This window comes from Novosphingobium decolorationis, assembly GCF_018417475.1.
In the GTDB taxonomy this organism is placed as follows: Bacteria; Pseudomonadota; Alphaproteobacteria; order Sphingomonadales; family Sphingomonadaceae; genus Novosphingobium; species Novosphingobium decolorationis.
This window is the reverse complement of record NZ_CP054856.1, coordinates 2,945,161-2,969,300: the sequence shown is the minus strand read 5'-3', so window position 1 is coordinate 2,969,300 and position 24,140 is coordinate 2,945,161. Positions and strand designations below refer to the sequence as shown.

At 67.5% G+C, this 24,140-nt stretch carries 25 protein-coding genes; 11 read left to right on the top strand and 14 right to left on the bottom strand.

Annotation, left to right across the window (positions count from 1 at the left end):
- Both HT578_RS13920 and HT578_RS13915 read left to right on the top strand, forming a co-directional pair.
- Window positions 1-813: a ferritin-like domain-containing protein gene (locus HT578_RS13920; protein ID WP_239026293.1), complete on the top strand. Its 813-nt coding sequence runs from the start codon at window positions 1-3 to the stop codon at window positions 811-813.
- Between the two features lie 154 nt (window positions 814-967).
- Window positions 968-1,672 (top strand): M23 family metallopeptidase, encoded by a 705-nt coding sequence (locus HT578_RS13915; protein ID WP_039389656.1) that lies wholly within the window; start codon window positions 968-970, stop codon window positions 1,670-1,672.
- A gap of 136 nt (window positions 1,673-1,808) precedes the next feature.
- Here HT578_RS13915 and HT578_RS13910 read toward each other — a convergent pair whose 3' ends face one another.
- Together HT578_RS13910 and HT578_RS13905 are read right to left on the bottom strand one after the other, a co-directional pair.
- A complete protein-coding gene (locus HT578_RS13910; RefSeq protein ID WP_338422138.1) occupies window positions 1,809-2,258 on the bottom strand; it encodes an ArsR/SmtB family transcription factor in 450 nt (149 codons plus the stop codon).
- On the bottom strand, window positions 2,255-2,890 hold the full coding sequence (locus tag HT578_RS13905; protein ID WP_039389658.1) for a peroxiredoxin: 636 nt from the start codon (window positions 2,888-2,890) through the stop codon (window positions 2,255-2,257). Before HT578_RS13905 ends, HT578_RS13910 begins: the two co-directional genes overlap by 4 nt.
- Window positions 2,891-2,967: 77 nt before the next feature.
- On the opposite strand from HT578_RS13905, the gene HT578_RS13900 reads away from it, so the two are divergent.
- The 6 genes from HT578_RS13900 to HT578_RS13875 are packed head-to-tail and all read left to right on the top strand — an operon-like array spanning window position 2,968 to window position 7,436.
- Window positions 2,968-3,909, top strand: a complete 942-nt coding sequence (locus HT578_RS13900; protein WP_213500112.1) for an MBL fold metallo-hydrolase — start codon at window positions 2,968-2,970, stop codon at window positions 3,907-3,909.
- A 52-nt stretch (window positions 3,910-3,961) separates the two neighbouring features.
- The gene (locus tag HT578_RS13895; RefSeq protein WP_213500111.1) at window positions 3,962-4,399 is read left to right on the top strand and encodes a YeeE/YedE family protein; all 438 of its coding nucleotides are present in this window, start codon (window positions 3,962-3,964) and stop codon (window positions 4,397-4,399) included.
- Window position 4,400: 1 nt separating this feature from the next.
- Entirely contained in the window at window positions 4,401-4,817 is a 417-nt protein-coding gene (locus HT578_RS13890; protein ID WP_213500110.1) for a DUF6691 family protein, read from the top strand.
- A 44-nt stretch (window positions 4,818-4,861) separates the two neighbouring features.
- Window positions 4,862-6,448, top strand: a complete 1,587-nt coding sequence (locus HT578_RS13885; protein ID WP_213500108.1) for a bifunctional protein tyrosine phosphatase family protein/NAD(P)/FAD-dependent oxidoreductase — start codon at window positions 4,862-4,864, stop codon at window positions 6,446-6,448.
- A 38-nt stretch (window positions 6,449-6,486) separates the two neighbouring features.
- Window positions 6,487-7,278 carry a sulfite exporter TauE/SafE family protein gene (locus HT578_RS13880; protein WP_213500105.1) on the top strand — a complete coding sequence of 264 codons (792 nt, stop codon included), beginning with the start codon at window positions 6,487-6,489 and terminating at the stop codon, window positions 7,276-7,278.
- Entirely contained in the window at window positions 7,275-7,436 is a 162-nt protein-coding gene (locus HT578_RS13875) for a helix-turn-helix domain-containing protein (RefSeq protein WP_144400865.1), read from the top strand. The genes HT578_RS13880 and HT578_RS13875 overlap by 4 nt, the downstream gene beginning before the upstream one ends.
- A 289-nt stretch (window positions 7,437-7,725) precedes the next feature.
- Here the strand turns inward: HT578_RS13875 and cydX are convergent, their stop codons facing one another.
- The 3 genes from cydX to HT578_RS13860 are packed head-to-tail and all read right to left on the bottom strand — an operon-like array spanning window position 7,726 to window position 10,608.
- Window positions 7,726-7,842 (bottom strand): cytochrome bd-I oxidase subunit CydX, encoded by a 117-nt coding sequence (gene cydX, locus HT578_RS13870; RefSeq protein ID WP_039389664.1) that lies wholly within the window; start codon window positions 7,840-7,842, stop codon window positions 7,726-7,728.
- 12 nt (window positions 7,843-7,854) lie between these two features.
- Window positions 7,855-9,006 (bottom strand): cytochrome d ubiquinol oxidase subunit II, encoded by a 1,152-nt coding sequence (gene cydB, locus HT578_RS13865; RefSeq protein ID WP_213500103.1) that lies wholly within the window; start codon window positions 9,004-9,006, stop codon window positions 7,855-7,857.
- 18 nt (window positions 9,007-9,024) lie between these two features.
- Window positions 9,025-10,608 (bottom strand): cytochrome ubiquinol oxidase subunit I, encoded by a 1,584-nt coding sequence (locus HT578_RS13860; protein ID WP_213504339.1) that lies wholly within the window; start codon window positions 10,606-10,608, stop codon window positions 9,025-9,027.
- 200 nt (window positions 10,609-10,808) lie between these two features.
- Here HT578_RS13860 and HT578_RS13855 point away from each other — a divergent pair, with 200 nt between their 5' ends.
- The 3 genes from HT578_RS13855 (at window position 10,809) to HT578_RS13845 (ending at window position 14,562) form a co-directional block, all read left to right on the top strand.
- On the top strand, window positions 10,809-12,374 hold the full coding sequence (locus tag HT578_RS13855; RefSeq protein WP_213500101.1) for an ABC transporter ATP-binding protein/permease: 1,566 nt from the start codon (window positions 10,809-10,811) through the stop codon (window positions 12,372-12,374).
- Window positions 12,371-13,981: an amino acid ABC transporter ATP-binding/permease protein gene (locus HT578_RS13850; RefSeq protein WP_239026292.1), complete on the top strand. Its 1,611-nt coding sequence runs from the start codon at window positions 12,371-12,373 to the stop codon at window positions 13,979-13,981. The genes HT578_RS13855 and HT578_RS13850 overlap by 4 nt, the downstream gene beginning before the upstream one ends.
- 287 nt (window positions 13,982-14,268) lie before the next feature.
- Complete coding sequence (locus tag HT578_RS13845; RefSeq protein ID WP_213500099.1) at window positions 14,269-14,562, top strand: histidine kinase; 294 nt, start codon at window positions 14,269-14,271, stop codon at window positions 14,560-14,562.
- On the opposite strand, the gene hemN is transcribed toward HT578_RS13845, so the two are convergent.
- The 9 genes from hemN to ccoN all read right to left on the bottom strand — a co-directional run bounded on the left by hemN (window position 14,546) and on the right by ccoN (window position 23,945).
- Entirely contained in the window at window positions 14,546-15,859 is a 1,314-nt protein-coding gene (gene hemN, locus HT578_RS13840) for an oxygen-independent coproporphyrinogen III oxidase (protein WP_213500097.1), read from the bottom strand. The two genes, HT578_RS13845 and hemN, sit on opposite strands and share 17 nt — an antisense overlap.
- A gap of 106 nt (window positions 15,860-15,965) precedes the next feature.
- Window positions 15,966-16,133, bottom strand: a complete 168-nt coding sequence (gene ccoS, locus HT578_RS13835; protein ID WP_039389675.1) for a cbb3-type cytochrome oxidase assembly protein CcoS — start codon at window positions 16,131-16,133, stop codon at window positions 15,966-15,968.
- 9 nt (window positions 16,134-16,142) lie between these two features.
- Window positions 16,143-18,311 (bottom strand): heavy metal translocating P-type ATPase, encoded by a 2,169-nt coding sequence (locus HT578_RS13830; protein ID WP_213500094.1) that lies wholly within the window; start codon window positions 18,309-18,311, stop codon window positions 16,143-16,145.
- On the bottom strand, window positions 18,308-18,772 hold the full coding sequence (locus HT578_RS13825; RefSeq protein WP_039391919.1) for a FixH family protein: 465 nt from the start codon (window positions 18,770-18,772) through the stop codon (window positions 18,308-18,310). The genes HT578_RS13830 and HT578_RS13825 overlap by 4 nt, the downstream gene beginning before the upstream one ends.
- A gap of 17 nt (window positions 18,773-18,789) precedes the next feature.
- A complete protein-coding gene (gene ccoG / locus HT578_RS13820) occupies window positions 18,790-20,250 on the bottom strand; it encodes a cytochrome c oxidase accessory protein CcoG (protein WP_213500092.1) in 1,461 nt (486 codons plus the stop codon).
- 154 nt (window positions 20,251-20,404) lie between these two features.
- Entirely contained in the window at window positions 20,405-21,349 is a 945-nt protein-coding gene (ccoP, locus tag HT578_RS13815) for a cytochrome-c oxidase, cbb3-type subunit III (RefSeq protein WP_213500090.1), read from the bottom strand.
- Window positions 21,342-21,512: a cbb3-type cytochrome c oxidase subunit 3 gene (locus HT578_RS13810; protein ID WP_213500088.1), complete on the bottom strand. Its 171-nt coding sequence runs from the start codon at window positions 21,510-21,512 to the stop codon at window positions 21,342-21,344. The genes ccoP and HT578_RS13810 overlap by 8 nt, the downstream gene beginning before the upstream one ends.
- On the bottom strand, window positions 21,509-22,258 hold the full coding sequence (gene ccoO / locus HT578_RS13805; protein WP_039389679.1) for a cytochrome-c oxidase, cbb3-type subunit II: 750 nt from the start codon (window positions 22,256-22,258) through the stop codon (window positions 21,509-21,511). Before ccoO ends, HT578_RS13810 begins: the two co-directional genes overlap by 4 nt.
- A gap of 25 nt (window positions 22,259-22,283) precedes the next feature.
- On the bottom strand, window positions 22,284-23,945 hold the full coding sequence (gene ccoN / locus HT578_RS13800) for a cytochrome-c oxidase, cbb3-type subunit I (protein ID WP_213500087.1): 1,662 nt from the start codon (window positions 23,943-23,945) through the stop codon (window positions 22,284-22,286).
- Window positions 23,946-24,140: the final 195 nt, after the last annotated feature.

Below are 24,140 nucleotides of genomic sequence, written 5' to 3'. Positions count from 1 at the left end.
ATGACCTGCGACATGTCGAACCCGCCGCCAACGCTGGCGCGCGCGATCCGGGCAGCCCTGCTCGAGCCCCACCCGCGCACCAAGGTCATGGCGACCCGCAAGCTGGTGCGGGAGTGGCGCCAGGGCCGCCTTGCGCCGGTCTTCGACGTGGCCATGCCCGATACCCCGGGCCGCCCGGCCCATCCCGAGCTGCTCCCTCCGCGCGATATGCCCAAGCGCCGCAAGGCCGGCTCGGAGCGCGGGCGCATCGCCCTGTGGCATTCGCTCGCGCACATCGAGTTCGTGGCGATCGACCTTGCGCTCGACATGGCCGGGCGCTTCGGGGGCGAGATGAGCCGGGAGTTCATCGACGATTTCCTGGGCGTCGCGGCCGACGAAGCGCTGCACTTCGCTCTCATCGAGCGGCACCTCGCGACCATGGGCAGCCACTACGGCGCGCTTCCCGCCCATGGTGGGCTGTGGGACGCGGCAAGCGAGACCCGCCACGACGTCGCCGCGCGTCTTGCCGTGGTGCCGATGGTGCTCGAAGCGCGCGGGCTCGACGTGACTCCGGGCACCCGCGATAGGGTTAAAGCCCTAGGCGATGCGCGCGGCGCCGTTATCCTCCAACGAATCCTTGACGATGAAATCCGGCACGTCCGGTACGGCGCAACTCATTTCGACGCGGAGGCAAAGCGCCGAAATGCGGCGCCTGCGATTCTCTGGAAAACCTTGGTTTCCCGCCATTTCCACGGGGTCGTTAAGCCACCGTTCAACGACTCGGCGCGCTCGGCTGCCGGTTTATCGCGCGAATTCTACGCCGCCCTTGTTTGATTAACATTCCCGGTCATAACTGAAACTCGAGAGACGGCGGGGGGTTCCGACCATCTCCGAAATCAAGGTTCGACACGGTCCGCATCCCAGGATCGCGGTCGAAGGGTTCAAGCGCCTTGCCCCAAGGGGTTCGGCGGATAACAAGGTATTGCGAGTGGTCGTAACGAAAGTCTTCGCCAAAATCCGCGCAGTGGCCGGTGCCGCCGTGATCGCGGGCAGCGCTATCGCCGCCCATCCGGCCATGGCCAACTCCAGCGCGGCGTCTGCCGACATCGCCGCCCCGCTGCGCGCGGCACAGTCGGCCGGCCAGTCGGCCTCGGGCAACGAAGACGCCCAGTTCCGCACCCTGTTCAGCTCCTGGCAGAACTTCGAGGAAACCGGCCTGGCCGCCGCCAAGCCCGCGGCCAAGGTCGGCGCCATCGCCCCGGTTTCGATCCCCTCGCGCAACCCCCTCGAACATTCGGTTACCACCAGCAGCTACGGCATGCGCAACCACCCGATTCTCGGGCGCCGCCAGGGCCACAAGGGCATCGACCTCGCCGCGCCGACCGGTACCCCGGTCTACGCGCCCGCCGACGGTATCGTCAGCCGCGCCTCGATGTTCAGCTCGTATGGCCTCTACATCTCGCTGGAGCACGGCGGCGAACTGCAGACCCGCTACGGCCACCTCTCGCGCCTGAACGTTGCCGAAGGCCAGACCGTCCACAAGGGCGATCTCATCGGTTTCGTGGGCTCGACCGGCCGCTCGACTGGCCCCCACCTGCACTACGAAGTCCGTGTGGACGGTGCCGCGGTGAACCCGGTTCCCTACATGCAGTCGGGCCTCGCCGCGAACGAGAGCGACGCCAAGGGCGGCTGATACAGATTTGGACGACAGGCAGCGCCGATTGGCGCTGTTTTCGTTTCCCGGTTCGGAGAGGGAAAGGGCGGCCGCAGAGCCGCCTTTTCTATGTCCGCAGCTTCAATTTGCGGGCCGCTGCACGGTGCCCGAGCGATCAGTCCAGCTTGGCAAAGACCGCCGCCCCACCGCGCCGCCGCAGCGCCGCCGTGTCGCTGCCGTCCTGCGTGTTGGCCGGCAAAGGCTGCACCGAGGTGACCGCACCGCCCGTCAGCTTGGCGACGATCCGTCCCTGGAACTCGGCCGGGCAGATCGCCTGGAAAGCCGAACAGACCTGTTCAAGCGCCTCGGCTTCGACCGCGTAGAACACCAGCTTGGCCTCGCGCCGCGCCGAAACGAGCCCTGCGTTGCGCAGCACCGAGAGCTGCTGCGAGAGCGTGGGCTGGCCGATCCCCGTGGCGGCCTCGATCTCGCCCACATTGCGCTCCCCGCGCGCGACACAGGACAGGATCTCGTAGCGCAGGGGATGCGCGATCGCCTTGATGAGCTCGATCGGGGCGCCGTCCCCTCCGGACGGCGAAGGCGGGGTGGATGCACTGGCCATCATTCACACTCCTTCAGAAACCAGCCGACCGGGTTGTCGGCCGACAGCACGCTGTCCATCGTCGGCTCGGGATGGGCAAAGAGCGGCTTGCCCGGCTCCCAGCCTTCCGGCGGCAGCCCCTTGCCGGCATCGGCGACCTGCAGTGCCGCGACAATGCGCAGCACTTCCTCCACCGAGCGCCCGATCTCGACCGGGTAGGTCACGATGGCCCGCACGACCTGCGCGGGGTCGATGATGAAGACGGTGCGCACGGTCCCGGCATCGTGAGCGTCGTTCGCCACCATACCATAGGCGCGGCCGATCACCAGCGTGGGATCCTCGACAACCGGAAAGGTCACTTCGACTTCGTAATGGTCACGGATCGCCCGCAGCCAGGCGAAATGCGCGTAGAGACTGTCCACCGAAAGCGCCATCAGCGCGCAGTCCAGTTCGGCAAAGCGTTCAGCCGCGCGCGCGAAGGCGACGAATTCGGACGTGCATACCGGCGTGAAATCGGCCGGGTGCGAGAAAAACGCCAGCCAGCGCCCCTCAAAATCCTTCATCGCCACAGGGCCTTGCGTGCTGCGCGCGGTGAACGCGGGCACGGCATCGCCGATACGCAAGGGACAACAGTGTTTGCGGGTCTCGTCTTCCATGGAAAAGTTCTAGCGCAAGATGCCTCTTGACGCAAGACAGTTACATAATTACATTAAATCAAAATTTGGAGAACGACATGCCTGACGCACCAGCCCCCCACACGGCCCTGAGCCAGGCCGCCACCCAGATCAAAACGGCGCGCGGCGACAGCGCCAAGCGACCTGAAATTGCAGCATTTTTCGATGAAACGACCTTCACCGTGACGTACGTGGTCCACGACCCGGCCAGCGGCGAAGCAGCGATCATCGACTCGGTCCTCGATTACGAAGCCTCTTCGGGTCGCACCTCGAGCGCTTCGGCCGACCGGGTCCTTGCCTACGTGATTTCAAAAAATCTGAAAGTCGCATGGCACATCGAGACCCACGCCCACGCCGACCACCTTTCCGCGGCGCCCTATCTCCAGGAAAAGCTGGGCGGCAAGCTCGCCATCGGACGCGAGATCGTGCGCGTGCAGGAGGTCTTCGGCAAGATCTTCAACGCGGGCACGCGCTTTGCCCGGGACGGCTCGCAGTTCGACCACCTCTTCGCCGATGGCGAGACCTTCACGCTCGGCACGCTGAGAGGCACCGCGCTCCATGTCCCCGGCCACACGCCGGCCGACATGGCCTACGTGATCGGCGATGCGGCCTTCGTGGGCGACACGCTGTTCATGCCCGACTACGGCACCGCGCGCGCGGATTTTCCGGGCGGCGATGCCCGCCAGCTCTACCGCTCGATCCGCCGCCTGCTGACGCTCCCGCCCGAAACCCGGCTGTTCCTGTGCCACGACTACAAGGCACCGGGCCGCGAGGAGTTCGTCTGGGAGACCACGGTGGCCGAGCAGCGCGCCGCCAACGTCCACGTCCACGACGGCGTGAGTGAGGACGATTTCGTCGACATGCGCACCCGCCGGGATGCGACGCTCTCGATGCCCAACCTCATCCTGCCTTCGGTCCAGGTCAACATGCGCGGCGGGCACTTGCCCGAGCCCGAGGACAACGGCGTGCGCTACCTCAAGATTCCCGTCAACGCCCTCTAAAGCAGCCTTTTTTCCAGAAAGACAGAAAGCCCCCCTCATGTTCGACTGGTTCATGCAATCGTTTCCAGATGCCCAGCCGCTTCACGGACTGGCCGGCGGCGTCCTCATCGGCCTTGCGGGCGCCGTCATGCTCCTGGGCCCCGGCCGCATCGCCGGGATCAGCGGAATGACCGCGCGCGTCGCGGGCCTTTCGGGCGGCGCGCCCTGGCCGCTTGCAGCCCTGTTCCTCGCCGGACTTCCGGCAGGCGCACTGGCCGTAGCGGCCCTGACCGGCGGCATCCCGGCGCAGTTTCCGCCCTCGCTCCTTCTCCTGGCCATCGCGGGCCTGGTGACGGGCGTCGGCACGCGGCTGGGCAGTGGCTGCACCAGTGGCCACGGCGTGTGCGGCCTCTCGCGCCTCTCACCCCGCTCGATCGTCGCCACCCTCACCTTCATCGCGACCGGCATGGTGACCGTCGCGCTGGTCAACGCTCTGGGAGGAGGTATCTGACATGCGCAACCTCATGGCCCTTCTCTCCGGCCTGCTGTTCGGCGCCGGACTTGCCCTTTCCGGCATGATGGACCCGGCGCGCGTGCGCGGCTTCCTCGACATTGCGGGCGACTGGGACCCCACGCTCGCCTTCGTGATGGGCGGCGCGGTCCTCGTCATGGCGCTCGCCTGGGCGCTCCAGCGCCGCATGCACCGCCCGCTCGCCTGCGAGGACTTCGCCCTGCCCGGCACGCGCCTCATCGACGCACGTCTCATCGGCGGCGCCGCGCTGTTCGGTGTGGGCTGGGGCCTTGGCGGCCTGTGCCCGGGCCCCGCGATCGCCTCGCTCGTCTTCCACCCCGTCTCCGCCGGCGTCTTCGTCGCCGCCATGCTGGCAGGCATGCTCGCCTTCCGCCTGGTCGACACGCGCCGCAGCTGATTCCCCCCCACCTCAGAAGTACGCATATTCCAGGAGAAGCGCGCATGCAGACGCGGCACATCGAAGGTCAGCTCCACGTTTCCGGGCAGGTTCGCCCGCAGGACATCGACGGTCTCGTCTCCGCCGGCATCACCACGCTGATCTGCAACCGCCCCGACAACGAAGAGCCCGGCCAGCCGAACTTCGAGGAGCTTGCGCAGGCCGCGCGGGCGCGGGGTATCGCGCCCTTCTACCTGCCCGTCGGCGGCAAGATCGCGCCCGAGGACCAGGCCGAGGCATTCGCGAAGATCCTCGCGGAAAATCCCGGCCCGACCCTCGCCTTCTGCCGCACCGGAAACCGCTCCGAGAAGGTCGCCTGCGCCGCGCGCAGCCGGTCTGCAGCCAATGGGGCCACGAACGGACGCGCGCTCCACCACAAGGTGGTGATCGTGGGCGGCGGCTCGGCGGGGATCGCGGCGGCGGCCTCGCTCCTCAAGCGCAGCCCCGCGCTCGATGTCGCCATCGTCGAGCCCAGCGAGGACCACTTCTACCAGCCCGGCTTCACCATGGTCGGCGGCGGCGTCTTCCAGCAGCCCGACACCGTGCGCAAGACCCGCGAGGTCCTACCCAAGGGCGCAAGCTGGATCCGCGCGGCGGTCAGCGGCTTCGCGCCCGACAGCAACACCGTCGAGCTGGAAGGTGGCGCAGCCGTCACCTACGACGTGCTTGTCGTCGCGCTGGGTAACCGCCTCGCCTGGGACAGCATCGAGGGACTGGAGGCCGCGCTCGGCCAGAACGGTGTGACCTCCAACTACCGCTACGACCTTGCCCCCTACACCTGGCAGATGGTCCAGAAACTGGCCCGCACGCCCGGCCCGCGCCGCGCGCTGTTCAGCCAGCCGCCGATGCCGATCAAGTGCGCGGGCGCGCCGCAAAAGGCCATGTACCTCTCGTGCAGCGAGTGGGAGGAGCGCGGCGTCCTGGGCGATATCGAGGTCGAGTTCCACAACGCAGGCGGCGTCCTGTTCGGCGTGCCCGACTACGTGCCCGCGCTCATGGAGACGGTCGAGCGCTACGGCATCGGCCTGAAGTTCGGCTCCACCCTCGTCGCGGTCGACGGCCCTGCGCGCGAAGCGACGTTCCGCACCGAAACGGGCGAGATCACCCGCAGCTTCGACATGCTCCACGCCGTCCCCCCGCAGGAGGGCAACCCGATCATCGCGAACAGCCCGCTTGCCGATGCAGCCGGCTACGCCGAGGTCGACCAGGTGACGCTCCAGTCGCTGGGCTGGCCCAATGTCTTCGCGCTGGGCGATGGGTGCAGCACCCCCAACGCCAAGACCGCCGCGGCCGCGCGCAAGCAGGCGCCCGTGGTTGCCGTCAACGTGCTCGCAGCCCTCGACGGCAAGGACCCGGTCGCGGCCTACGATGGCTATGGCTCGTGCCCGCTGACGGTCGATCGCGGCCACATCGTCCTGGCCGAGTTCACCTACGGCGGCAAGCTCGCCCCCTCTCTGCCCAGGTGGCTGATCGACGGGACCAGGCCCTCGCGCGTGGCCTGGCACCTCAAGGCCGACGCCCTGCCCCCGATCTACTGGCACGGCATGCTCAAGGGACGCGAGTGGCTGGTGCCGCCCGCCCCGCTGCTCTGAACGCCTGATCCCTCCCCCAGCTGAACCGGTCCACTGCCATGCCCGACGCCTCCCACATCGACCTCGCCTACCTGCTCCTCGGCGCCTTCTCGGGCGTTCTCGTGGGCTTCACCCTGGGCCTTGTCGGTGGGGGCGGCTCGATCCTGGCCGTGCCGCTGATGGTCTATCTTGTCGGCGTGCCCAGCCCCCACGTCGCCATCGGGACAAGCGCCTTTGCCGTGGCGATCAACGCGGCAACCGGGCTCATCCAGCACGCGCGCTCGGGCAACGTGAAGTGGCGCTGCGGGGGGATGTACGCCTTTGCCGGGATCTTCGGCGCCTTCCTCGGCTCGACCCTGGGCAAGGCCATCGACGGGCAGAAACTGCTCTTCCTCTTCGCGCTCGTGATGATGGTGGTGGGCGGCCTGATGATCCGGGGACGGCGCAACATGGGCATCCCCGGCGCGCAGTGCAATCGCGAGAACGCCCCCAAGGTGCTGGGCTTCGGACTTGGCACCGGAGCCTTCTCGGGCTTCTTCGGGATCGGTGGAGGCTTCCTCATCGTGCCCGGCCTGATCGCCTCGACCTCGATGCCGATGATCAACGCGGTGGGCACCAGCCTCGTCGCGGTAACCGCCTTTGGCCTCACCACCGCGGCCAACTACGCGCTCTCGGGCCTCGTCGACTGGATGCTGGCCGCCGTTCTCATCGCAGGGGGCGTACTCGGCGGCTTTGGCGGCACCTGGACCGCCCGGCGCCTCTCCGGCCAGGGCCTGCTCACCACGGTCTTTGCCGTCCTCATCTTCGTCGTCGCCATCTACATGCTGCTGAAGTCCGGCGGCGTCCTGTGAGCGCGATCCCCGACAAGGAGGCCAGGTGCCAGGCGATCCTCGCCCTCATCGCGCAGGGCAAGGGCGTGGTCGAAAGCTGCCGCGAGGTCGGCGGCATCTCGGAAAAGACCTTCCAGAGGTGGCGCAAGGCGCGGGCGGAAACGGCCGCCACGCACTGAGGCGCGTTACCTGAGAGAACATGATCCCGGCCTCGGCCGGGATCTTTGTATCTGCCAGCTTGGCGAACAGGGCAGGACGACCAGGACAGGATTCCGAGGGCCATCGCCCTCGGGCTCCCCATACCGTCTACCTCACCTCCCACGCGCCGCCGTGGCCGAATATGGTGAGGTCGCCCGGTATGGGGTCAAGGGGCGATGGCCCCTTGGAAAAAGACGTCCTCCTCCCACACGAAAACGCCGCCTGCATCCCTCGGGACACAGGCGGCGTTCTGGTCAGGCAAACCCGCGCTCAGTCGAGGACGGTACGGTCCTCGGACGGGTCGGAGTGGAACTCGTGCCACACGCCGTTGATGACGCCGAAGCTGACGGCAAGGCCCACACCCAGGATCCAGGCAAAATACCACATGGGTCGAACTCCTCAGTAGAAATCGGGGTTGAGACGGACTTCCTCATCGGTCACGCGGCCGAACATCACCTTGTAGGCCCAGGCGGTGTAGAGAAGCACGATCGGCAGGAAGATGAGCGTGACGAGCAGCATGATGAACAGCGTGCCCTGGCTCGAGGAGGCGTTCCACAAGGTCAGGCTCGAGGCCGGATCGATGGAACTGGGCAGGATGAAGGGGAACATCGAGAGCCCCACGGTGGCGATGATGCCCACGTTCGCCAGCGTCGAACCTGTAAAGACCAGCACGTGCTTGCGCCCCGAAATGCCGAGGAACGCGAGGATCGGGCCAAGGAGGCCCAGCACGGGGGCGATCAGCATCCAGGGGTGCGCGGCGTAGTTGTCGAGCCAGGCACCCGTTGCGGCCACCGCGCCCGTCAGGTGCGGGTTGGAGGGGCCAGCCGGATCGGCCTCGGCGGCAAGGCGGTAACCCATGTCGCCGTAGGCCACGAAGACGCCGCCCAGCACGAACAGCACGAGCGAGGCAAGCGCAGCGATCTTGCCGAACTTCAGGGCTCGGTCGAGCACCGGGCCCTCTTCCAGCTTGAGGCTGAGCCAGCCTGCGCCATGCAGCACCAGCATCGTCACCGACAGCAGGCCCGTCAGCAGCGAGAAGGGGGTGAAAAGCCCCAGCAGCGAGCCTTCGTAGAACGTGCGAAGGTCGCTATCGAGCCGGAAGGGCGCGCCCAGGAGCACGTTGCCAACCGCCACGCCGAAGACCAGCGCGGGCACGAAGCCGCCCACGAACAGCGCCCAGTCCCAGCGCGAACGCCAGGCCGGATCGGCCTTCTTGGAGCGGTACTTGAAGCCCACCGGACGCAGGATCAGCGCGGCCAGCACCAGGAACATGGCAAGATAGAACCCCGAGAAGCTCACCGCGTAGACGAAGGGCCAGGCCGCGAAGATCGCGCCGCCCGCGAGGATGAACCAGACTTGGTTCCCCTCCCAGGTGGCGCCAATGGTGTTGATCACCTGGCGCCGCTCGACATCGGTCTTGCCCACGAACGGCAGGAGGGCAGCCACGCCAAGGTCAAAGCCATCGGCAATCGCAAAGCCGATCAGGAGCACGCCCAGGAGCAGCCACCAGATCAGGCGCAGGGTTTCGTAATCGAGAGGTACGAAAGGCATTTCATCTGTCCTTTCAGATCATTCCGCGGGGACGGCGGTGTAGGCCGTCGCGACTTCGGCGGGCTCTTCGCGGCCCGGGCGCCAGGGGCGGTATTCCTCCGGCCCCTTGCGGATCGAGGCGAGCATGAGGCGCACCTCGATCACCGCCAGCGCGCCATAAAGGAGCGTGAAGCCGGCAATCGTGGTCCACAGTTGCGGCACGGTCAGGCTGGAGTTGGCGAGGAACGTCGGCAGCACTCCGTCGACCGCCCAGGGCTGGCGCCCGACTTCGGCGACGATCCAGCCCAGCTCCGCAGCCAGCCAGGGCAGCGGCATGACGAAGAGAGCCGCGCGCAGGAACCAGCGCTTGTCGAACCGACGCGTCGAGGAGAGCGCGAAGGCGGTCGCAAAGAAGGCGATGAGAACGAAACCGATGCCCGCCATGGCGCGGAAGCCCCAGAACAGGACGGGCACTTCGGGCACGGTGTCCCAGGCCGCCTTGTCGATGGTCACCGCATCGGCCGTGCGCGGATCGGCGACGTAGCGCTTGAGCAGCATCGCGTAACCAAGATCGTTCTTGGCGGTCTCCCACTGCGCGCGCGCGGCGGTGTCCCTGGGATCGAGCTTCAGCTTCTCGACCGCATCATAGGCGACAAGGCCGTTCTCGATGCGGTCACGGGCCTCGGCGACGAGGGGATAGATGCCCTCGACCTGGCCGGTCAGCGAGCGCGTGGCGATCAGGCCCAGCACGTAGGGTACCTTGACCTCGAAGAGCGTCTCACGCCTTTCCTGCGAAGGGTAGGCGATGACCGAGAGGCCTGCGGGGCTGGCCTCGGTGTGCCACATGCCTTCCATCGCGGCGAGCTTCATCTGCTGGTTGTCGCCCAGCGCATAGCCGCTTTCATCGCCCAGCACGACGACCGAGAGCGAGGAAGCCAGGCCGAACGCGGCGGCCACGGTGAAGCTGCGCTTGGCAAGCTCCAGGAAGCGGCCACGCAGCAGGTAGTACGAGGAAACGCCCAGGACGAAGACGCTGGCGGTCACGTAGCCCGCGCTCACGGTGTGGACGAACTTGGCCTGCGCCACCGGGTTGAAGACGACGTCGAAGAAGCTCGTCACCTCCATGCGCATGGTGTCGGGGTTGAAGCTCGAACCGGTCGGGTGCTGCATCCAGCCGTTGGCGATGAGGATCCACAGCGCCGAGAGGTTGGAGCCCAGCGCCACCATGATCGTCGTCAGCAAGTGGCCGCGCTTGGAGAGGCGATCCCAGCCAAAGAACATGAGGCCCACGAAGGTCGCTTCCAGGAAGAAGGCCATGAGGCCCTCGATCGCGAGCGGCGCGCCGAAGATGTCGCCCACGTAGTGCGAGTAATAGGACCAGTTGGTCCCGAACTCGAACTCCATGGTGAGGCCGGTGGCGACCCCCAGGACGAAGTTGATGCCGAACAACTTGGACCAGAAGCGCGTGATGTCGCGCCAGATCGGCCGTCCGGTGATGACATAGACGCTCTCCATGATGACCAGCATGAAGGAGAGGCCAAGGGTGAGCGGGACGAAAAGGAAGTGGTAGAGTGCCGTGAGGGCGAACTGAAGGCGTGACAATTCGACGACAGCGAAGTCGATCATGGGGGGTCACCTTTGCATTTCTGGTGCGATCCGTGCGTAGCCCCTTGGAGTGCAAAGGCATTCCGGGCATTGATCGCAGTCAATCCCAAGTAGCGGCGTGCTCGAACGCGGCACTTGCGTCACGCGCTTGCACTCAATAGCCCCCGCCTAGGCCTCGCCAGGTCTCGAGTCAATATCACTTACACAGTTGCCGATTTATGAAACCCAAAAGAGCCGGGCAGTTCTGCGCCCTCGATATCCTCGGTGCGGCCCTGTTTTCCTGGGGAATTTCCGGCGGCGTGGAAGCACTTGTGGCGGGTACGGCCCTCTTTGGCTGGCTCGTCTGCCTTGCAGGAGGAGCGCTCCTGCGCGCCAGCAGCGTCCTCCTCGTGCACCATTTCGCAATGCCTGGTGCGCAAATCGGTGCAAACCTTTGGCGCCGCGCCGCGATGTCGCGCCTGCTTGGGGGGCGCCTCCCCGCACCGGTCAGTGCGGGAACCAGCGCGGCGCTGGCCATCGACCACGTCCAGGCCATCGAGGAGCACGGTGCCCGCTTCCAGCCGGCCCGCGTCTCGGCGGTGGTCGGCCCGCTCCTTGCCATCGGCCTCATTGCCCTGGCGAGCTGGTTCTCCGCGCTGATCCTGCTCGCCACGCTGCTGCCCTTCGTGGTCGGCATGATCTTTGCCGGAACCGCCGCGCGGCGGGCCTCGGAACGTCAGCTCGACGCGCTGGCCGCGCTCTCCGGCCTCTTCGTCGACCGGGTCCGGCATCTTCCTCTCATCCGGCACTACGGCGCGCAGGCCCGCATCGCCCGCCAGGTCGAGGACGCCACCCACGGCGTGGCGACCCGCACCGTCGCGGTGCTGCGCGCCGCCTTCCTGTCGAGCGCGGTGCTTGAATTCTTCGCGGCCATCGCGGTTGCGCTCGTGGCGATCTACTGCGGCTTCGCGCTGCTGGGCCTCCTGCCCTTCACCCCGCCCGAGCCGCTGACGCTGGGCCGCGCCTTCTTTGCGCTCGCCATGGCGCCGGAGGTCTACCTGCCCATGCGCCGCCTTGCCGCCGCCTACCACGAGAAGCAGATGGGCGAGGCCGCCGAGAGCGCGCTGGCCGAGTATGCGCCCGGGCAGGACGAGGTGGAGGAAGCGTCCAGCACGCCCACCGCGGCGCCCTCTCCCTTCGACGGCCTCGTTGTCGAAGGGCTGATCCTGACCTGGCCCACCGTCTGCATCGGGCCTGTCGACCTGCGCCTGCCACGCACGGGCATCGTGGCCTTGAGCGGCCCCTCGGGCAGCGGCAAGACCAGCACGCTGGCCGCCATCGCCGGGCAGATCGAGGTCCCCTCGGGCCGGATCACGACCCTTGCCGGACATCCTCTCGATCGCGCCGACGTGGCCTGGGCCGCGCAGCGCCCGCTGCTGCTGCCCGGCTCGCTGCGCCGCAATCTCGCGCTTGCCGCGCCTGAGGCCTGCGATGCCGCCGTCCTGGTCGCCGCCCGCAGGGTCGGCCTTGGCCCGCTGCTGGAGAAGCGCGGCGGGCTCGACCTTGTCATCGACCACAAGGGCTCGGGCCTCTCGGGCGGCGAGCGACGCCGGATCGGGCTGGCCCGCGCGCTGCTTTCAGGCCGCCCGCTGCTCCTGTGCGACGAGCCCACCGCCGACCTCGATGCCGCCAGCGCCGCGCAGATCGTGGCCGTGCTGCAGGAACTTTCCCGCGAGCGGGCGCTCCTTGTCGCCACCCACGATGAAACCGTCCGGGCCATCGCCCAGCAGGAGATCGCCCTGTGAGCCGCCCCGCCTCCTCGCATCCGGTCGAACTGGCCCGCCCGACAGCCCCTGTCCGCCGCGTCCTGCGTCTGGGCACCCTCTCGGCCGTGGTCGCGGCGCTGAGCGGCTTGCTGCTGCTTGGGGTCTCGGGCTGGTTCCTGACCGGCGCGGCCATCGCGGGCGCCTCCGGCCTCCTGGCCGTGCAGGCGTTCAACTACCTGATCCCCAGCGCCGCGATCCGCCTCCTGGCCATTCTGCGCACGGTCAGCCGCTACGGCGAGCGCATGCTCTCGCACAAGGCCGCCTTGACCGCGATGGCGGACCTGCGCAGCCGCCTCTTCCGCCTGCTCGCCGCGCAGGACACCCGCCGTGCCCCCGATGTCTCGGCAGGCGAGGCGAGCGCGCGGCTGATCGGCGACATCGAATCGCTTGAAGACCTCATCGTGCGCCAGCCCACGCGCCCGGGCAGCCTGGCCGCCGCGCTGGCGGGCGTGGCCCTCGCCGCCCTTTCGGGCTGGCTACCCGCGCTGCTGCTGGCAGGGCTGCTCGTTGTCTTTCCCTTCGCCGTGACCGCGCTGTCGCGCCGCCTCACCGCCGCGCCTGCCCGCGCGGCCGCCGAAGCGCTGGGAGAGCTGCGCGCCCGCTATGTCGACATGGCGCAGGCCCGCGCCGAGATCGCAGCCTATGGCCTTGTCGAGACAGTTCTCGACGAGCTGGCCGAGCCCATCGCGCGCCTCGATGCCGCGCGCCGCTCGCTGTTCCGGGCGGAAGCCGGTGTTGCGGCCTTCCAGCTCCTCTACGGCGCGCTGGCAGCCATCGCCGTCCTTGCCACAGCCTCGAGCGGCCCCGCGCTTGCCGCGCTTGGCCTGCTCGCCGCCACCGCGGCCATCGAGGCGCTCGCCGCGATCTCGCGCACTGCGCTGCGCCAGGCCCGCGTCGAGGAAGGCCTGCGCCGCCTGGAAAGCCTCCTGGACCTTGCCGAGCAACCTTTGCCGGCAGCGCCAAGCGAGCCCCCCCTCGCCGCGCCCTTGCGGCTGGGAACCCACGACTTTGCCCCGGGCAGCCACATCGCCCTGCTGGGAACATCCGGCTCGGGCAAGACCCTTGCGCTTGAGGCGCTCGCCGGGCTTCGCGCAAGTACCGCGCCGATCTCGGTCGACGGTGCCCCGCTGGCCGAATGCACCGAGGATACCTTGCGCGGCCAGTTTGCGCTGAGCGCGCAGGACGCGCCCTTGCTCGCCGGATCGATCGCCGACAACCTGCGCCTCGCCCGCCCCGGAATCACCGAGGATGCGATGCGCGCCGCGCTCACCATTACCTGCCTCGACGAAAGGATCGCGCGCCTGCCCGCAGGCCTCGACACCATGCTGGGCGAGGACGGCGCACCGCTTTCGGGCGGGGAACGCAAGCGCCTCTCGCTGGCCCGCGCGCTGCTGGCCGGGCGTCCCTGGCTGCTGCTCGACGAACCCACCGAAGGGCTCGACGGTGCGACCGAACGCGAACTGGTACGCCGCCTTGGCGAATGGCTGCAAAGCACGGGCACGGGCCTGGTGCTGGTTTCCCACCGTCCGCATCCGCTTTCGCTGGCGCAGCACAGCCTGCCCATCGAAGCCCTGACCCGCGCCTGAGAGCAGGCACCGCGCAGACAAAAAACAGGCGGCCCGTCACGAGGTAGGGCCGCCCGAAGGTGGGGAGAAGCGGTTCGCACCGGGGCCAGAGACAGCCAGCGGTGCGCGACCGGCAACTCTCTTCTCGCAGATGCGGCAGGAACCGGCTTTGATCATGGTCAAATCGCAGTTGCGTTGATCACAATTCTTGACGCGCCCCACTCACGCGTGGAGGTGCTGCGAACATCTTTCGCGAAGTTCTTCGCAGAAGCCTTAATTCGCGCTCCCCTGCGTCGTTCTGGTCTTGGATGGGACATGACCGCTTTCGACCGACCCCGACCCCGCGCGAACGGCGGCTGCGCCAGTGCGCGCGCTTTGCGCTCACCGACGCCTGTGGCCAGCCGATCGAGGTAATGGTGCGCGACATATCCTCACGCGGGCTGAGCGCAGCCGCACTCGGCACACCGCCGCCCGCCGAGAGCGTCGTGCGCGCCCGGCTGGAGGACGGTCAGGAGCTGTGGGGCCTGGTGCGCTGGCGCGAGGGCAATCTCTTCGGGGTCGAGTTCGACACCCGCGAGGGCGCGCTCAAACCGCGGAACTGAAGCGCCGCAGCGAATCCTTGCGATAGGGATCGAAACGCGCCGCGATCGAGCGCGCGTAAGGCACGCCGCCCGGTCGGATGACAAGATCCTCGCCATCGATCTCGCACAGGTCCGCATCGAGATAGGGGCGCAGCAGCGGCAAGGCCTCGGCGCGCAGGGTCTCGCCAATCCGCGCGCGGCCCCGGCACAGCAGCGCCTCGATCACCGCGCCGCGGTGCTGGTCCTGCGCCGTGCGCGCGATGCCCCGGTTCACCGGCAGCCGGTCCTGCGAAAGCATCATGCGGTAGCGCCCGGTGTTCTTCTCGTTCTGGGCGAGCAGGCCCGGGAAGCCGCTGATCGCCGAAGCGCCCAGCCCCAGCAGCACTTCGGACGGGTCCTCGGTGAAGCCCTGGAAGTTGCGCCGCAAGGTGCCCTTCAACATGGCCTGCGCAAGACCGTCGCCGGGCAGGGCAAAGTGGTCGAAACCGACCGGCACGTAGCCCGCATCGAGCAGGAAGGAATAGCCATGCGCGGCCATCGCGAAGCGCGCCTGGGCGTCGGGCAGGTCGCTGGCGTCGATCTTGCGCTGGCGCGGGATCATGTGCGGGACGTGGGCATATCCGAACAGCGCGATACGGTCCGCGCCCAGAGCCACGGTCTGTTCGAGCGAAGCGTCAAGATCGGCCATGGTCTGTCCGGGAAGCCCGTACATCAGGTCGAAGTTCAGCGAGGTGATCCCCGCCGCGCGGAGCATCGCGGTCGAATTCTCGATCATGCGGGTCGGCTGGACGCGGCCGATGGCTTCCTGAAGGTGCGGCGCGAACGTCTGCACGCCAAGGCTCGCCCTCTCGATGCCAATGGCTCCGATCACCGAGGCCCATTCCGAGCCCAGCGTTCGCGGATCGAGTTCGATCGACATGACCGGGTTCGTCACCCCGAAATGCACGATCAGCGTGTCGACGATGCGCACGAAGTCGATGGGCGAGATGCCGTTGGGACTGCCCCCGCCAAAGGCGATGCGCGAGACCTTTGCGCCCTTGGGCACACGCTCGGCGACCAGGCCGATCTCGTGGTTGAGGGCGTCGAGATAGCTTGCCACGCGTTCGGCCTTGTTGGCCGCGCTCGTGTTGCACCCGCAGTACCAGCAGATCTTCTCGCAGAACGGAATGTGCACGTAGAGCGATATGTCCCCGCGCACGTCGGCGAGAGCCTGGACGAAGTCGCCTTCGCCCACCTCGTCGCCGAATTCGGCCGCGGTCGGGAAGCTCGTGTAGCGCGGTACCGGGACCGCCAGCAGATCGGGGTGATATGTCCACATGCAGGGGACCTTGGGCGATCCCACCGCGCGCTTCATTGCGATTGATCAAGCCACGCCGACAAGATCGCACAGGGGATGATTGCAGGGCCGAAAGGGCGCCTTGTCCTCACCCCTTCGCGGCGTCGTCGCTGTCATCTTCCTCGTCGATGAGGATGCGGTTGGCCGCCCCGTCGAGGTCCTCGAACTGGCCACTCTTCATCGCCCAGAAGAAGCCGACCAGGCCAACGAGCCCCATGATGAGCGCGAGCGGAATCAGAAAGCCAAGGATCGTCATGGTGCGCGCTTACGCCTGCTCGCTTGCCCGGCCCGCCGCGCGGGCAAGACGCAGCGAATTGCCCACGACGACCAGCGAACTGCCCGACATCGCGATCGCGGCGACGAGCGGGGTCACATGGCCCGCAATGGCAAGCGGCACGGCAAAGACGTTGTAGATCGCGGCCATCGCGAAGTTCTGGCGCACGATCGCCATGGTCCGGCGCGCCACGCGCAGCGCCAGCGCGACCGGCATCAGGCGCTCGCCCACGAAGACCGCATCGGCCGCCTGCTGGCTGACATCACTGGCCCCGCCCGGCGCAATGGAGACATGCGCACCGGCAAGGGCCGGCCCGTCGTTGAGGCCATCGCCGACCATCAGCGGGAAGTGACCTGCGCCCTTCAGCCGCTCGAGCAGCGCCAGCTTTCCGGCCGGCTTCATCGAATGGGTGGCGAACAGCCCAAGGTCCTTGGCGACGGCGCCAACGGAGGTTTCGCGGTCGCCCGAAACGATGGCCGCCGTGACGCCCTGCCCGGAAAGCTCTGCCAGTGTTTCGCGCACATCGGGACGCAGCGGATCGGAGAAGGCAAGGCGTGTACGCGAGCCATCGACAAGCAGGTCAACGGCAAGTCCGCCCACCTCGAATTCGGGGCGCAGCAACGCGACGTCGCGGCCCTGGTAGCGCGCCTGCATGCCCTGCCCGGCTTCCTCGCTGACGCCGTCGAGCACGGCGGGCTCGGTACCTGCGGCACGCAGCGCCTTGGCCAGCCCGCGGCTGAGCGGATGACGGCTCGCCTGCGCCAGCGCGAGCGCCACGCTGCGCCCTTGCGCATCGAGCACGTCCAGGTCCACCGGGCGCGGTTCGCCCAGCGTCAGCGTACCGGTCTTGTCGAACAGCACCTGATCCACCTCGGCCAGACGTTCGAGCGCGGAACCGTCCTTGATGAGCAGGCCCCGGCGCATGAGCGCGCCCGAGGCGACAACCTGCGCCGCGGGCACGGCGAGGCCCAGCGCGCAAGGGCAGGTGATGATGAGCACTGCGACAGCGATGAGGAGCGACTTGTAGACCCCTGCCCCCGCCAGCCACCAGCCCAGGAAGCTGAGCGCGGCGAGGCTGTGCACGGCGGGCGCATAGAGGCGCGAGGCGCGGTCGGCGATGCGCACGTAGCGCGAGCGCGACTGTCCGGCCTCGTCCATGAGGCGCGCGATGTCGGCAATCGCGGTGTCCTGCGCGGCCGCCGTCACCTTGACCCGGACCGGATCGCCCAGGTTGATCATGCCGGCATGAATGGTCTCGCCCTCCAGCACGGGGCGGGGATCGCTCTCGCCCGTCAGCATCGAGGAATCGACGCGGGTGCGCCCTTCCACGATCACGCCATCGGCGGCGAGTGATTCGCCCGCGGCCACCAGCATGACCATGTTGGGCGCCAACCCCTCGGCCGCGACGTAGCGGGTCGAGCCGTCCGGGTTCAGCACTTGCGCGCCCTTGCCCATACGGCCCAGCAGCGCGGCAATCCCCGAGCGCGCGCGGCTGCGCATCATCGCGTCGAGAACGCGCCCTGCGAGCAGGAAAAAGAGCAGCATCACCGCGCCGTCGAAATAGGCGTGGGGGCCGCCGGTCAGCGTCTCATAGAGGCTCATGCCCGTGGCGAGCAGCACACCGATGCTGATAGGCACATCCATGTTGGTGCGCCGATAGCGCAGCGCCATCGCGGCCGAGGCGAAGAAGGGGCGCCCGGCATAGGCGATCACCGGCACCGCGATAAGCGCGCTGATCCAGTGGAACATGTCGCGCGTGATCGCGTCCGCGCCCGACCAGACCGATACCGAGAGCAGCATGATGTTCATCATGCCAAACCCGGACACAGCCAGCGCACGCGCCAATCGGCGCTGTTCGCCATCGTCGCGCGCCAGCGGGTTTTCGGCGGCGCGTTCGGCCTCGAAGCCGAGCTTGCGCAGGGCCTCGATCAGGTCATCGTCGGTGATCGCGGCGGCATGGTGGACGGCGACGCGCTTGGCCGAGAAGTTGACGCGCGCAGCCTCCACCCCTGCGATCGCGCCCAGCCCGCGCTCGACCTTGGCGATGCAGCCCGCACAGCGCATGCCCGGAACCGTGAAGCGGCTGTCGACGAAATCGGCCTCGGGTGTCGCGGCGGTGTCCGGGGACGGCGCCACGAGATCGGTGACGGGCGCGTTCACAGCACGGCCCGCTCTGTCCGCCAGACCGCGCCCTCGGGCGTCTCGACACGCAGGCGCAGCGTCCAGCGCCCTTCGGGCAGGACGGCGTCGCTGGCCCAGGTCCCGTCCGACCCGCGCGTGAAGGTCAGCGCCTGGTCGGGCTTGTGGCCGAGCGGGTGGCGCGCCTCGGCGAGAACCTGCGCGTCTTCGGGCGCGCCGGTGAGCTCGAGCTGGAGGCGGCCATCGCCGCGCCGCGCAACCGCGACCTGCCAGCCCAGCGCTTCCTCGCGGCGGGCCTCGTCGAGCCAGGTGTTGAACTTCTGGCTGGCGACGTAGGAGTTCTCGACGACAATGCCGCCAAAGGTACGGCTCGCCAGCGTGGCCATGAACACGTTGACCCCTACGATGACCGTGAAGCCGGCCACCAGGATCAGGGTCATGTGCTTGCCGGTAAAGGGCTTGCGCGTGGGGCGTTTCGCCATGTTCGTGTCACCTGCCATCATTCATCTCCGGGCGCATCGAACTGCGCCTTGGCGGTATCGCTTTCACGCTCTTCCCCCTGCGCTTCCAGGGTGAAGGCGAAATCCTGGTCGCGGGTGTCCTCTGGCGCCACCACATAGACCCGCACGACCTGCGTCGCATCGGGCGCGACGGTGCGCGTCAGGGTCCGCGAAGCGGCCTCACGGGCCATGTCCTCGGTCCACATCACCGCCCCGGGCAGGCCCTCGATGCCAAGGACCATGTCGCGCGGGCGGTTCTGCATGTTGTGCAGGCGCAGGGTATAGCCGTTGCGCACCGAACCATCGCTCATCAGAATATAGGGCGGGTTGCGGTCCTTGGCGACCGAGACATCGGTGTGGACGCGCGTGCCCAGCATGAAGAGCAGACCCAGTCCGATCCCCGCCCAGACCGCGAAGTAGACGAGCGTGCGCGGGCGCCAGATCAGCTTGGCGTGCCGGGTGGGCGGATGGCCCTTCTTCTCGTTCTCCGCGTCTTCCAGCGTCGCGTAGTCGATGAGGCCGCGCGGGCGGCCGGTCTCGGCCATGACGCGGTCGCAGGCATCGATGCACAGCGCGCAGGTGATGCAGCCGATCTGCGGCCCCTCGCGGATGTCGATGCCGGTCGGGCAGACCGCCACGCACTGGTTGCAGTCGATGCAGTCGCCGTATTCGCCGGGGTTCTTCTGCGCCTTCTTGAGGCTGCCGCGCTTCTCGCCGCGCCACTCCTTGTAGGTGACGATGAGGCTCTTCTCATCGAGCATCGCGGTCTGGATGCGCGGCCAGGGGCACATGTAGATGCACACCTGCTCGCGCATGAAACCGCCCAGCGCAAAGGTGGTGAGCGTGAGGACAAGCACCGTGCCGTAGGCGACGGGCGCGGCCGTGCCGCTCCAGAACTCCTGGTGGAGCGTGGGGGCATCGGCGAAGTAGAAGATCCACGCGCCGCCCGTGGCGAAGGAGATCGCGAGATAGATCGCCCACTTGAACACGCGCCGCGCGATCTTGGCCGGGCCCCAGGGGGCCTTGTAGAGGCGAAACCGCGCGTTGCGGTCCCCGTCGATAAGGCGGTCGACGTGCTGGAACAGGTCGGTCCAGACCGTCTGCGGGCAGGCATAGCCGCACCACGCACGGCCCACCGCGCTCGTCACCAGGAACAGGCCGATGCCCGCCATGATGAGGAGGCCCGCCACGAAATAGAATTCCTGGGGCCAGATCTCGATGCCGAACATGTAGAAACGGCGGTGTTCAAGGTCGATCAGCACCGCCTGGTCGGGCGCATAGGGACCGCGGTCCCAGCGCAGCCAGGGGGTCACCCAGTAGATCGCCAGGCACGCCGCCATGATCGCCCACTTGATGCGGCGAAACTTGCCATCGATGCGCCGGTTGAAGACCGGCTCGTGCTTGGCATAGAGCGAGACCGGAGCCTCGGCGCTGGGGGTGATCGGTTCTGGCTTGTTCATGTCCGTTGTCCGCCCGTCATCGAAATGGGGGGCTGAGCGGCCCGGAAGGTGTGGTCCGGCTTACGCGATGGGGGCGAAAGACCGGGATACGCCTGAAGGGTCGGGCCGGGGTCCTTGCCACCCCGGCCCCTGTCAGTCCGTTGTCAGTCCTGTGTTACTCGCGTGTCTCGGCGGCCTCTTCGGCGATATCCTCGCCTTCAGGTGCCGCATCGGCCACCGGTGCCGCGAACTCCTCGCCGCCGCCCAGCGAGTGGACGTAGGCGGCCAGCATCTTGATCGTGACCGGATCGAGGCGTTCGCCCCAGGCCGGCATCACGCCGTGATGCGGGTGGTGGATCTGCGCTTCGACTTCGGCCTTGCTGCCCCCGTCGAGCCAGATCGCGTCCGAGAGGTTGGGAGCACCCAGATCCCGGTTGCCCTTCGCGTTCTCGCCGTGGCAGACCGCGCAGTTGTCGGCAAAGACCTGCGCGCCGCGCTGGGTGGCCGCGCTCGTCTTCTCCTTGCCCGAGAGGCTGAGGACATAGCCGGCCACATCGCGGATCTGACCAGCATCGAGCAGGCCGTCGCTGCCGAAGTTGGGCATCATCGACTGGCGCGTCATCTCTTCGCCCGGCTGGCGGATACCGTAGATGAGCGTGGTCTCGATGGTCTGGAGGTCACCGCCCCACAGCCAGTCGTCGTCGTTGAGGTTGGGATAGCCCTTCGAACCTGCTGCGCCCGCGCCGTGGCACTGCACGCAGTTGACCTTGAAGGCCGCCGAGCCGCCCGCAACCGCCGCGCGCATCAGTTCGGGGTGCTGGGGCAGTTCCTCGATCGGCATGTCGGCCAGCGAGGCGACGGTCCTGGCGCGCGCTGCGGCGGCCTCGTCCATTTCCTTGGCGAGCTGCCCACGGCTGGTCCAGCCCAGGACGCCCTGCGTGGCCGAGCTGATCCCCGGCCAGGCCGGGTAGGCCACGGTATAGCCGATCGCAAAGACGATGCAGGCGTAGAAGGTCCAGAGCCACCAGCGCGGCAGCGGCGTGTTCAGTTCCTCGATCCCGTCCCATTCGTGGCCGACGGTCTCGGTCTGCGTGGCTTCGTCAAAACGCTTGTCAGCCATCGTTCTCGTCCTTGAAGATCATGGTGGCAGCTTCCTCGTTCCTGGCCCGGTGGCCCGGCCGGAAAGGCCAGGCGACGAGCACGAGGAAGACCAGCATCATGGCGAGGAGCCCCCAGCTGTCGGCGATGTGCCGCAGCGTCTCGTAAGTGGAGTGCGCGTTCATCGCCCCTTCTCCGAAGCGAGTTCCTCCTGAGCCGCCGCGTCGTTGACGTCGACGAGGGTGCCCAGCATCTGCAGGTAGGCGACCAGCGCGTCCATTTCGGTCAGGCGTGAAGGGTCGCCGTCGAAGTCGCGGATCTGCGACTTGGGATAGCGCTCCTCGAGGTCGCCGGCGTCGGCCATCGGGTCGGCCTGGGCCGACAGGTCGGCCATGGCCATCTCGATGTCCTTGTCGGTGTAGGGCACCCCGACATGGCGCAGCGCGGTGAGGTTGGCCGCGATGTCGGGGACGTCGAGGTCGTTCTCGGCGAGGAACCCGTACTTGGGCATCACGCTCTCGGGCACCACCGACTGCGGGTCGGTGAGGTGCTGGACGTGCCAGCTGTCCGAGTAGCGCAGGCCCACGCGCGCCAGGTCCGGCCCGGTACGCTTGGAGCCCCACTGGAACGGGTGGTCGTACATCGATTCGGCGGCGAGGCTGTAGTGGCCATAGCGCTCGACCTCGTCGCGGAAGGGACGGATCATCTGGCTATGGCACACGTAGCACCCCTCGCGCACGTAGATGTCGCGGCCGGCCTGTTCGAGCGGGGTGTAGGGGCGCATCCCCTCCACCTTCTCGATGGTGTTGTCGATCCAGAACAGCGGGGCGATCTCGACGATGCCGCCCACGATCACCGCACCAAAGGCGCAGACGCCGAGCAGGGTGATGTTCTTTTCGAGCTTCTTGTGGCGCTCGGTCATGGAAGTCATTTTACCTGTTCCCTTTCCAAGCGCTTCAGTTGGCCTGCGCGGCGCGGGCGCCGGGCAGCGGCTTGTCGGCCTCGGGATCGTAGGAAGCGTTGTGCATCGGCGCTTCCTCGCGCAGCTGGCCTGCGATGGTCTTCCACACGTTGAGGACCATGATCGCACCGCCCGCGAGGTAGAGCAGGCCACCAAAGGCGCGCATCGCGTACATCGGGTACATCCGGGCGACGGTGTCGGCGAAGGTGTTCACGAGGTACCCGTCCGCGCCGTATTCACGCCACATGAGGCCCTGCATGATGCCTGCGACCCACATGCTCGCGGCGTAGAAGACGATGCCGATGGTCGCGAGCCAGAAGTGCCAGTTGACCATGCGCACCGAGTAGAGCCGCTCACGGTTCCACAGGCGCGGCACCAGGTAGTAGATCGCGCCAAAGGTGATCATGCCGTTCCAGCCCAGCGCGCCCGAGTGCACGTGGCCGATGGTCCAGTCGGTGTAGTGCGAGAGCGAGTTGACGAACTTGATCGACATCATCGGCCCCTCGAAGGTGCTCATGCCGTAGAAGGCGAGCGCCATGACCATCATGCGGATGATCGGGTCGGTGCGGACCTTGTCCCAGGCGCCGTTCAGCGTCATCAGGCCGTTGATCATGCCGCCCCAGCTGGGCATCCACAGCATGATCGAGAAGACCATGCCCAGCGTCTGCGCCCAGTCGGGCAGCGCGGTGTAGTGCAGGTGGTGCGGTCCGGCCCAGATGTAGATGAAGATCAGCGACCAGAAGTGGATGATCGAAAGGCGGTAGGAATAGACCGGACGTTCGGCCTGCTTGGGCACGAAGTAGTACATCATCGCCAGGAAGCCGGCGGTCAGGAAGAAGCCCACCGCGTTGTGGCCGTACCACCACTGCACCAGCGCGCCCTGCACGCCCGCAAAGACGGGGTAGCTCTTCGAGCCGACCAAGCTCACCGGCCAGTCGAGGTTGTTGACCACGTGGAGCATGGCCACGGTGATGATGAAGGAGAGGTAGAACCAGTTCGCAACGTAGATGTGCGGCTCGGAGCGCTTGATGATCGTGCCCACGAAGACCGCGAGGTAGCAGACCCACACGATCGTCAGCCACCAGTCGACGTACCATTCGGGCTCGGCGTATTCCTTGGACTGGCTGATGCCCAGCACGTAGCCGGTGGCCGCGAGCACGATGAACAGCTGGTAGCCCCAGAACACGAACCGCGCGAGGCCCGGGAAGGCCAGGCGCGCCCGGCAGGTGCGCTGCACGACGTAGTAGCTCGTGGCGATCAGCGCGTTCCCCCCGAACGCAAAGATCACCGCCGAGGTGTGCAGCGGACGCAGACGGCTGAAGTTGAGGTAGGGCTCGAGGTTGAGCCAGGGCCAGGTCAGCTGGGCGGCGATGAACACACCCGCCGCAAAGCCCACCACGCCCCAGAACACCGTCGCGATGACCCCCCAGCGCACCGGGTCGTCATCGTAGCGGCCCTCGTCGGGCATCCTGAGGATACCGCGCGCGATCGCGCTGTAATCCGCGCTGCGCACCGTGAACCACACGGCGATCAGCGCGGCCAGCGCGACGATGCTCATGTGAATGGCGAAACCCCCATCAGCCGCGAGCGCGACCCCGATGACGGCAAGGAAGAGCACGGCGAGCCAGAGGCCTGCCCGCGCGAGAACCGTTACCATATCATTTCTCTTTCGAGACTGTTGCTGAACCTGACGAACGCCTTGGAGAGTAACACCTGATCCAGCATTGATAATGATCAAATTGCACGAGCAATGAATTTAAACGCAGCTTTCCGTTGTTTTGCGCGCGATCAAATCAACTTGCTCGCAATTGCCGCAAAGGCATTTCCGCAGCCGCTCAAGAGGGGGGACACG

Coding starts and splice junctions, on each gene's coding strand:
- HT578_RS13890 (WP_213500110.1), top strand. CDS start 4,401: ATGCGCAACCTCATGGCCCTTCTCTCCGGCCTGCTGTTCGGCGCCGGA.
- HT578_RS13900 (WP_213500112.1), top strand. CDS start 2,968: ATGCCTGACGCACCAGCCCCCCACACGGCCCTGAGCCAGGCCGCCACC.
- HT578_RS13905 (WP_039389658.1), bottom strand. CDS start 2,890: ATGGAAGACGAGACCCGCAAACACTGTTGTCCCTTGCGTATCGGCGAT.
- HT578_RS13910 (WP_338422138.1), bottom strand. CDS start 2,258: ATGATGGCCAGTGCATCCACCCCGCCTTCGCCGTCCGGAGGGGACGGC.
- HT578_RS13845 (WP_213500099.1), top strand. CDS start 14,269: ATGGGACATGACCGCTTTCGACCGACCCCGACCCCGCGCGAACGGCGG.
- cydX (WP_039389664.1), bottom strand. CDS start 7,842: ATGTGGTATTTTGCCTGGATCCTGGGTGTGGGCCTTGCCGTCAGCTTC.
- HT578_RS13825 (WP_039391919.1), bottom strand. CDS start 18,772: ATGGCGAAACGCCCCACGCGCAAGCCCTTTACCGGCAAGCACATGACC.
- ccoO (WP_039389679.1), bottom strand. CDS start 22,258: ATGACTTCCATGACCGAGCGCCACAAGAAGCTCGAAAAGAACATCACC.
- HT578_RS13855 (WP_213500101.1), top strand. CDS start 10,809: ATGAAACCCAAAAGAGCCGGGCAGTTCTGCGCCCTCGATATCCTCGGT.
- ccoP (WP_213500090.1), bottom strand. CDS start 21,349: ATGGCTGACAAGCGTTTTGACGAAGCCACGCAGACCGAGACCGTCGGC.
- cydB (WP_213500103.1), bottom strand. CDS start 9,006: ATGCCTTTCGTACCTCTCGATTACGAAACCCTGCGCCTGATCTGGTGG.
- HT578_RS13895 (WP_213500111.1), top strand. CDS start 3,962: ATGCAATCGTTTCCAGATGCCCAGCCGCTTCACGGACTGGCCGGCGGC.
- HT578_RS13880 (WP_213500105.1), top strand. CDS start 6,487: ATGCCCGACGCCTCCCACATCGACCTCGCCTACCTGCTCCTCGGCGCC.
- ccoS (WP_039389675.1), bottom strand. CDS start 16,133: ATGACGATCCTTGGCTTTCTGATTCCGCTCGCGCTCATCATGGGGCTC.
- hemN (WP_213500097.1), bottom strand. CDS start 15,859: ATGTGGACATATCACCCCGATCTGCTGGCGGTCCCGGTACCGCGCTAC.
- ccoN (WP_213500087.1), bottom strand. CDS start 23,945: ATGGTAACGGTTCTCGCGCGGGCAGGCCTCTGGCTCGCCGTGCTCTTC.
- HT578_RS13920 (WP_239026293.1), top strand. CDS start 1: ATGACCTGCGACATGTCGAACCCGCCGCCAACGCTGGCGCGCGCGATC.
- ccoG (WP_213500092.1), bottom strand. CDS start 20,250: ATGAACAAGCCAGAACCGATCACCCCCAGCGCCGAGGCTCCGGTCTCG.
- HT578_RS13885 (WP_213500108.1), top strand. CDS start 4,862: ATGCAGACGCGGCACATCGAAGGTCAGCTCCACGTTTCCGGGCAGGTT.
- HT578_RS13810 (WP_213500088.1), bottom strand. CDS start 21,512: ATGAACGCGCACTCCACTTACGAGACGCTGCGGCACATCGCCGACAGC.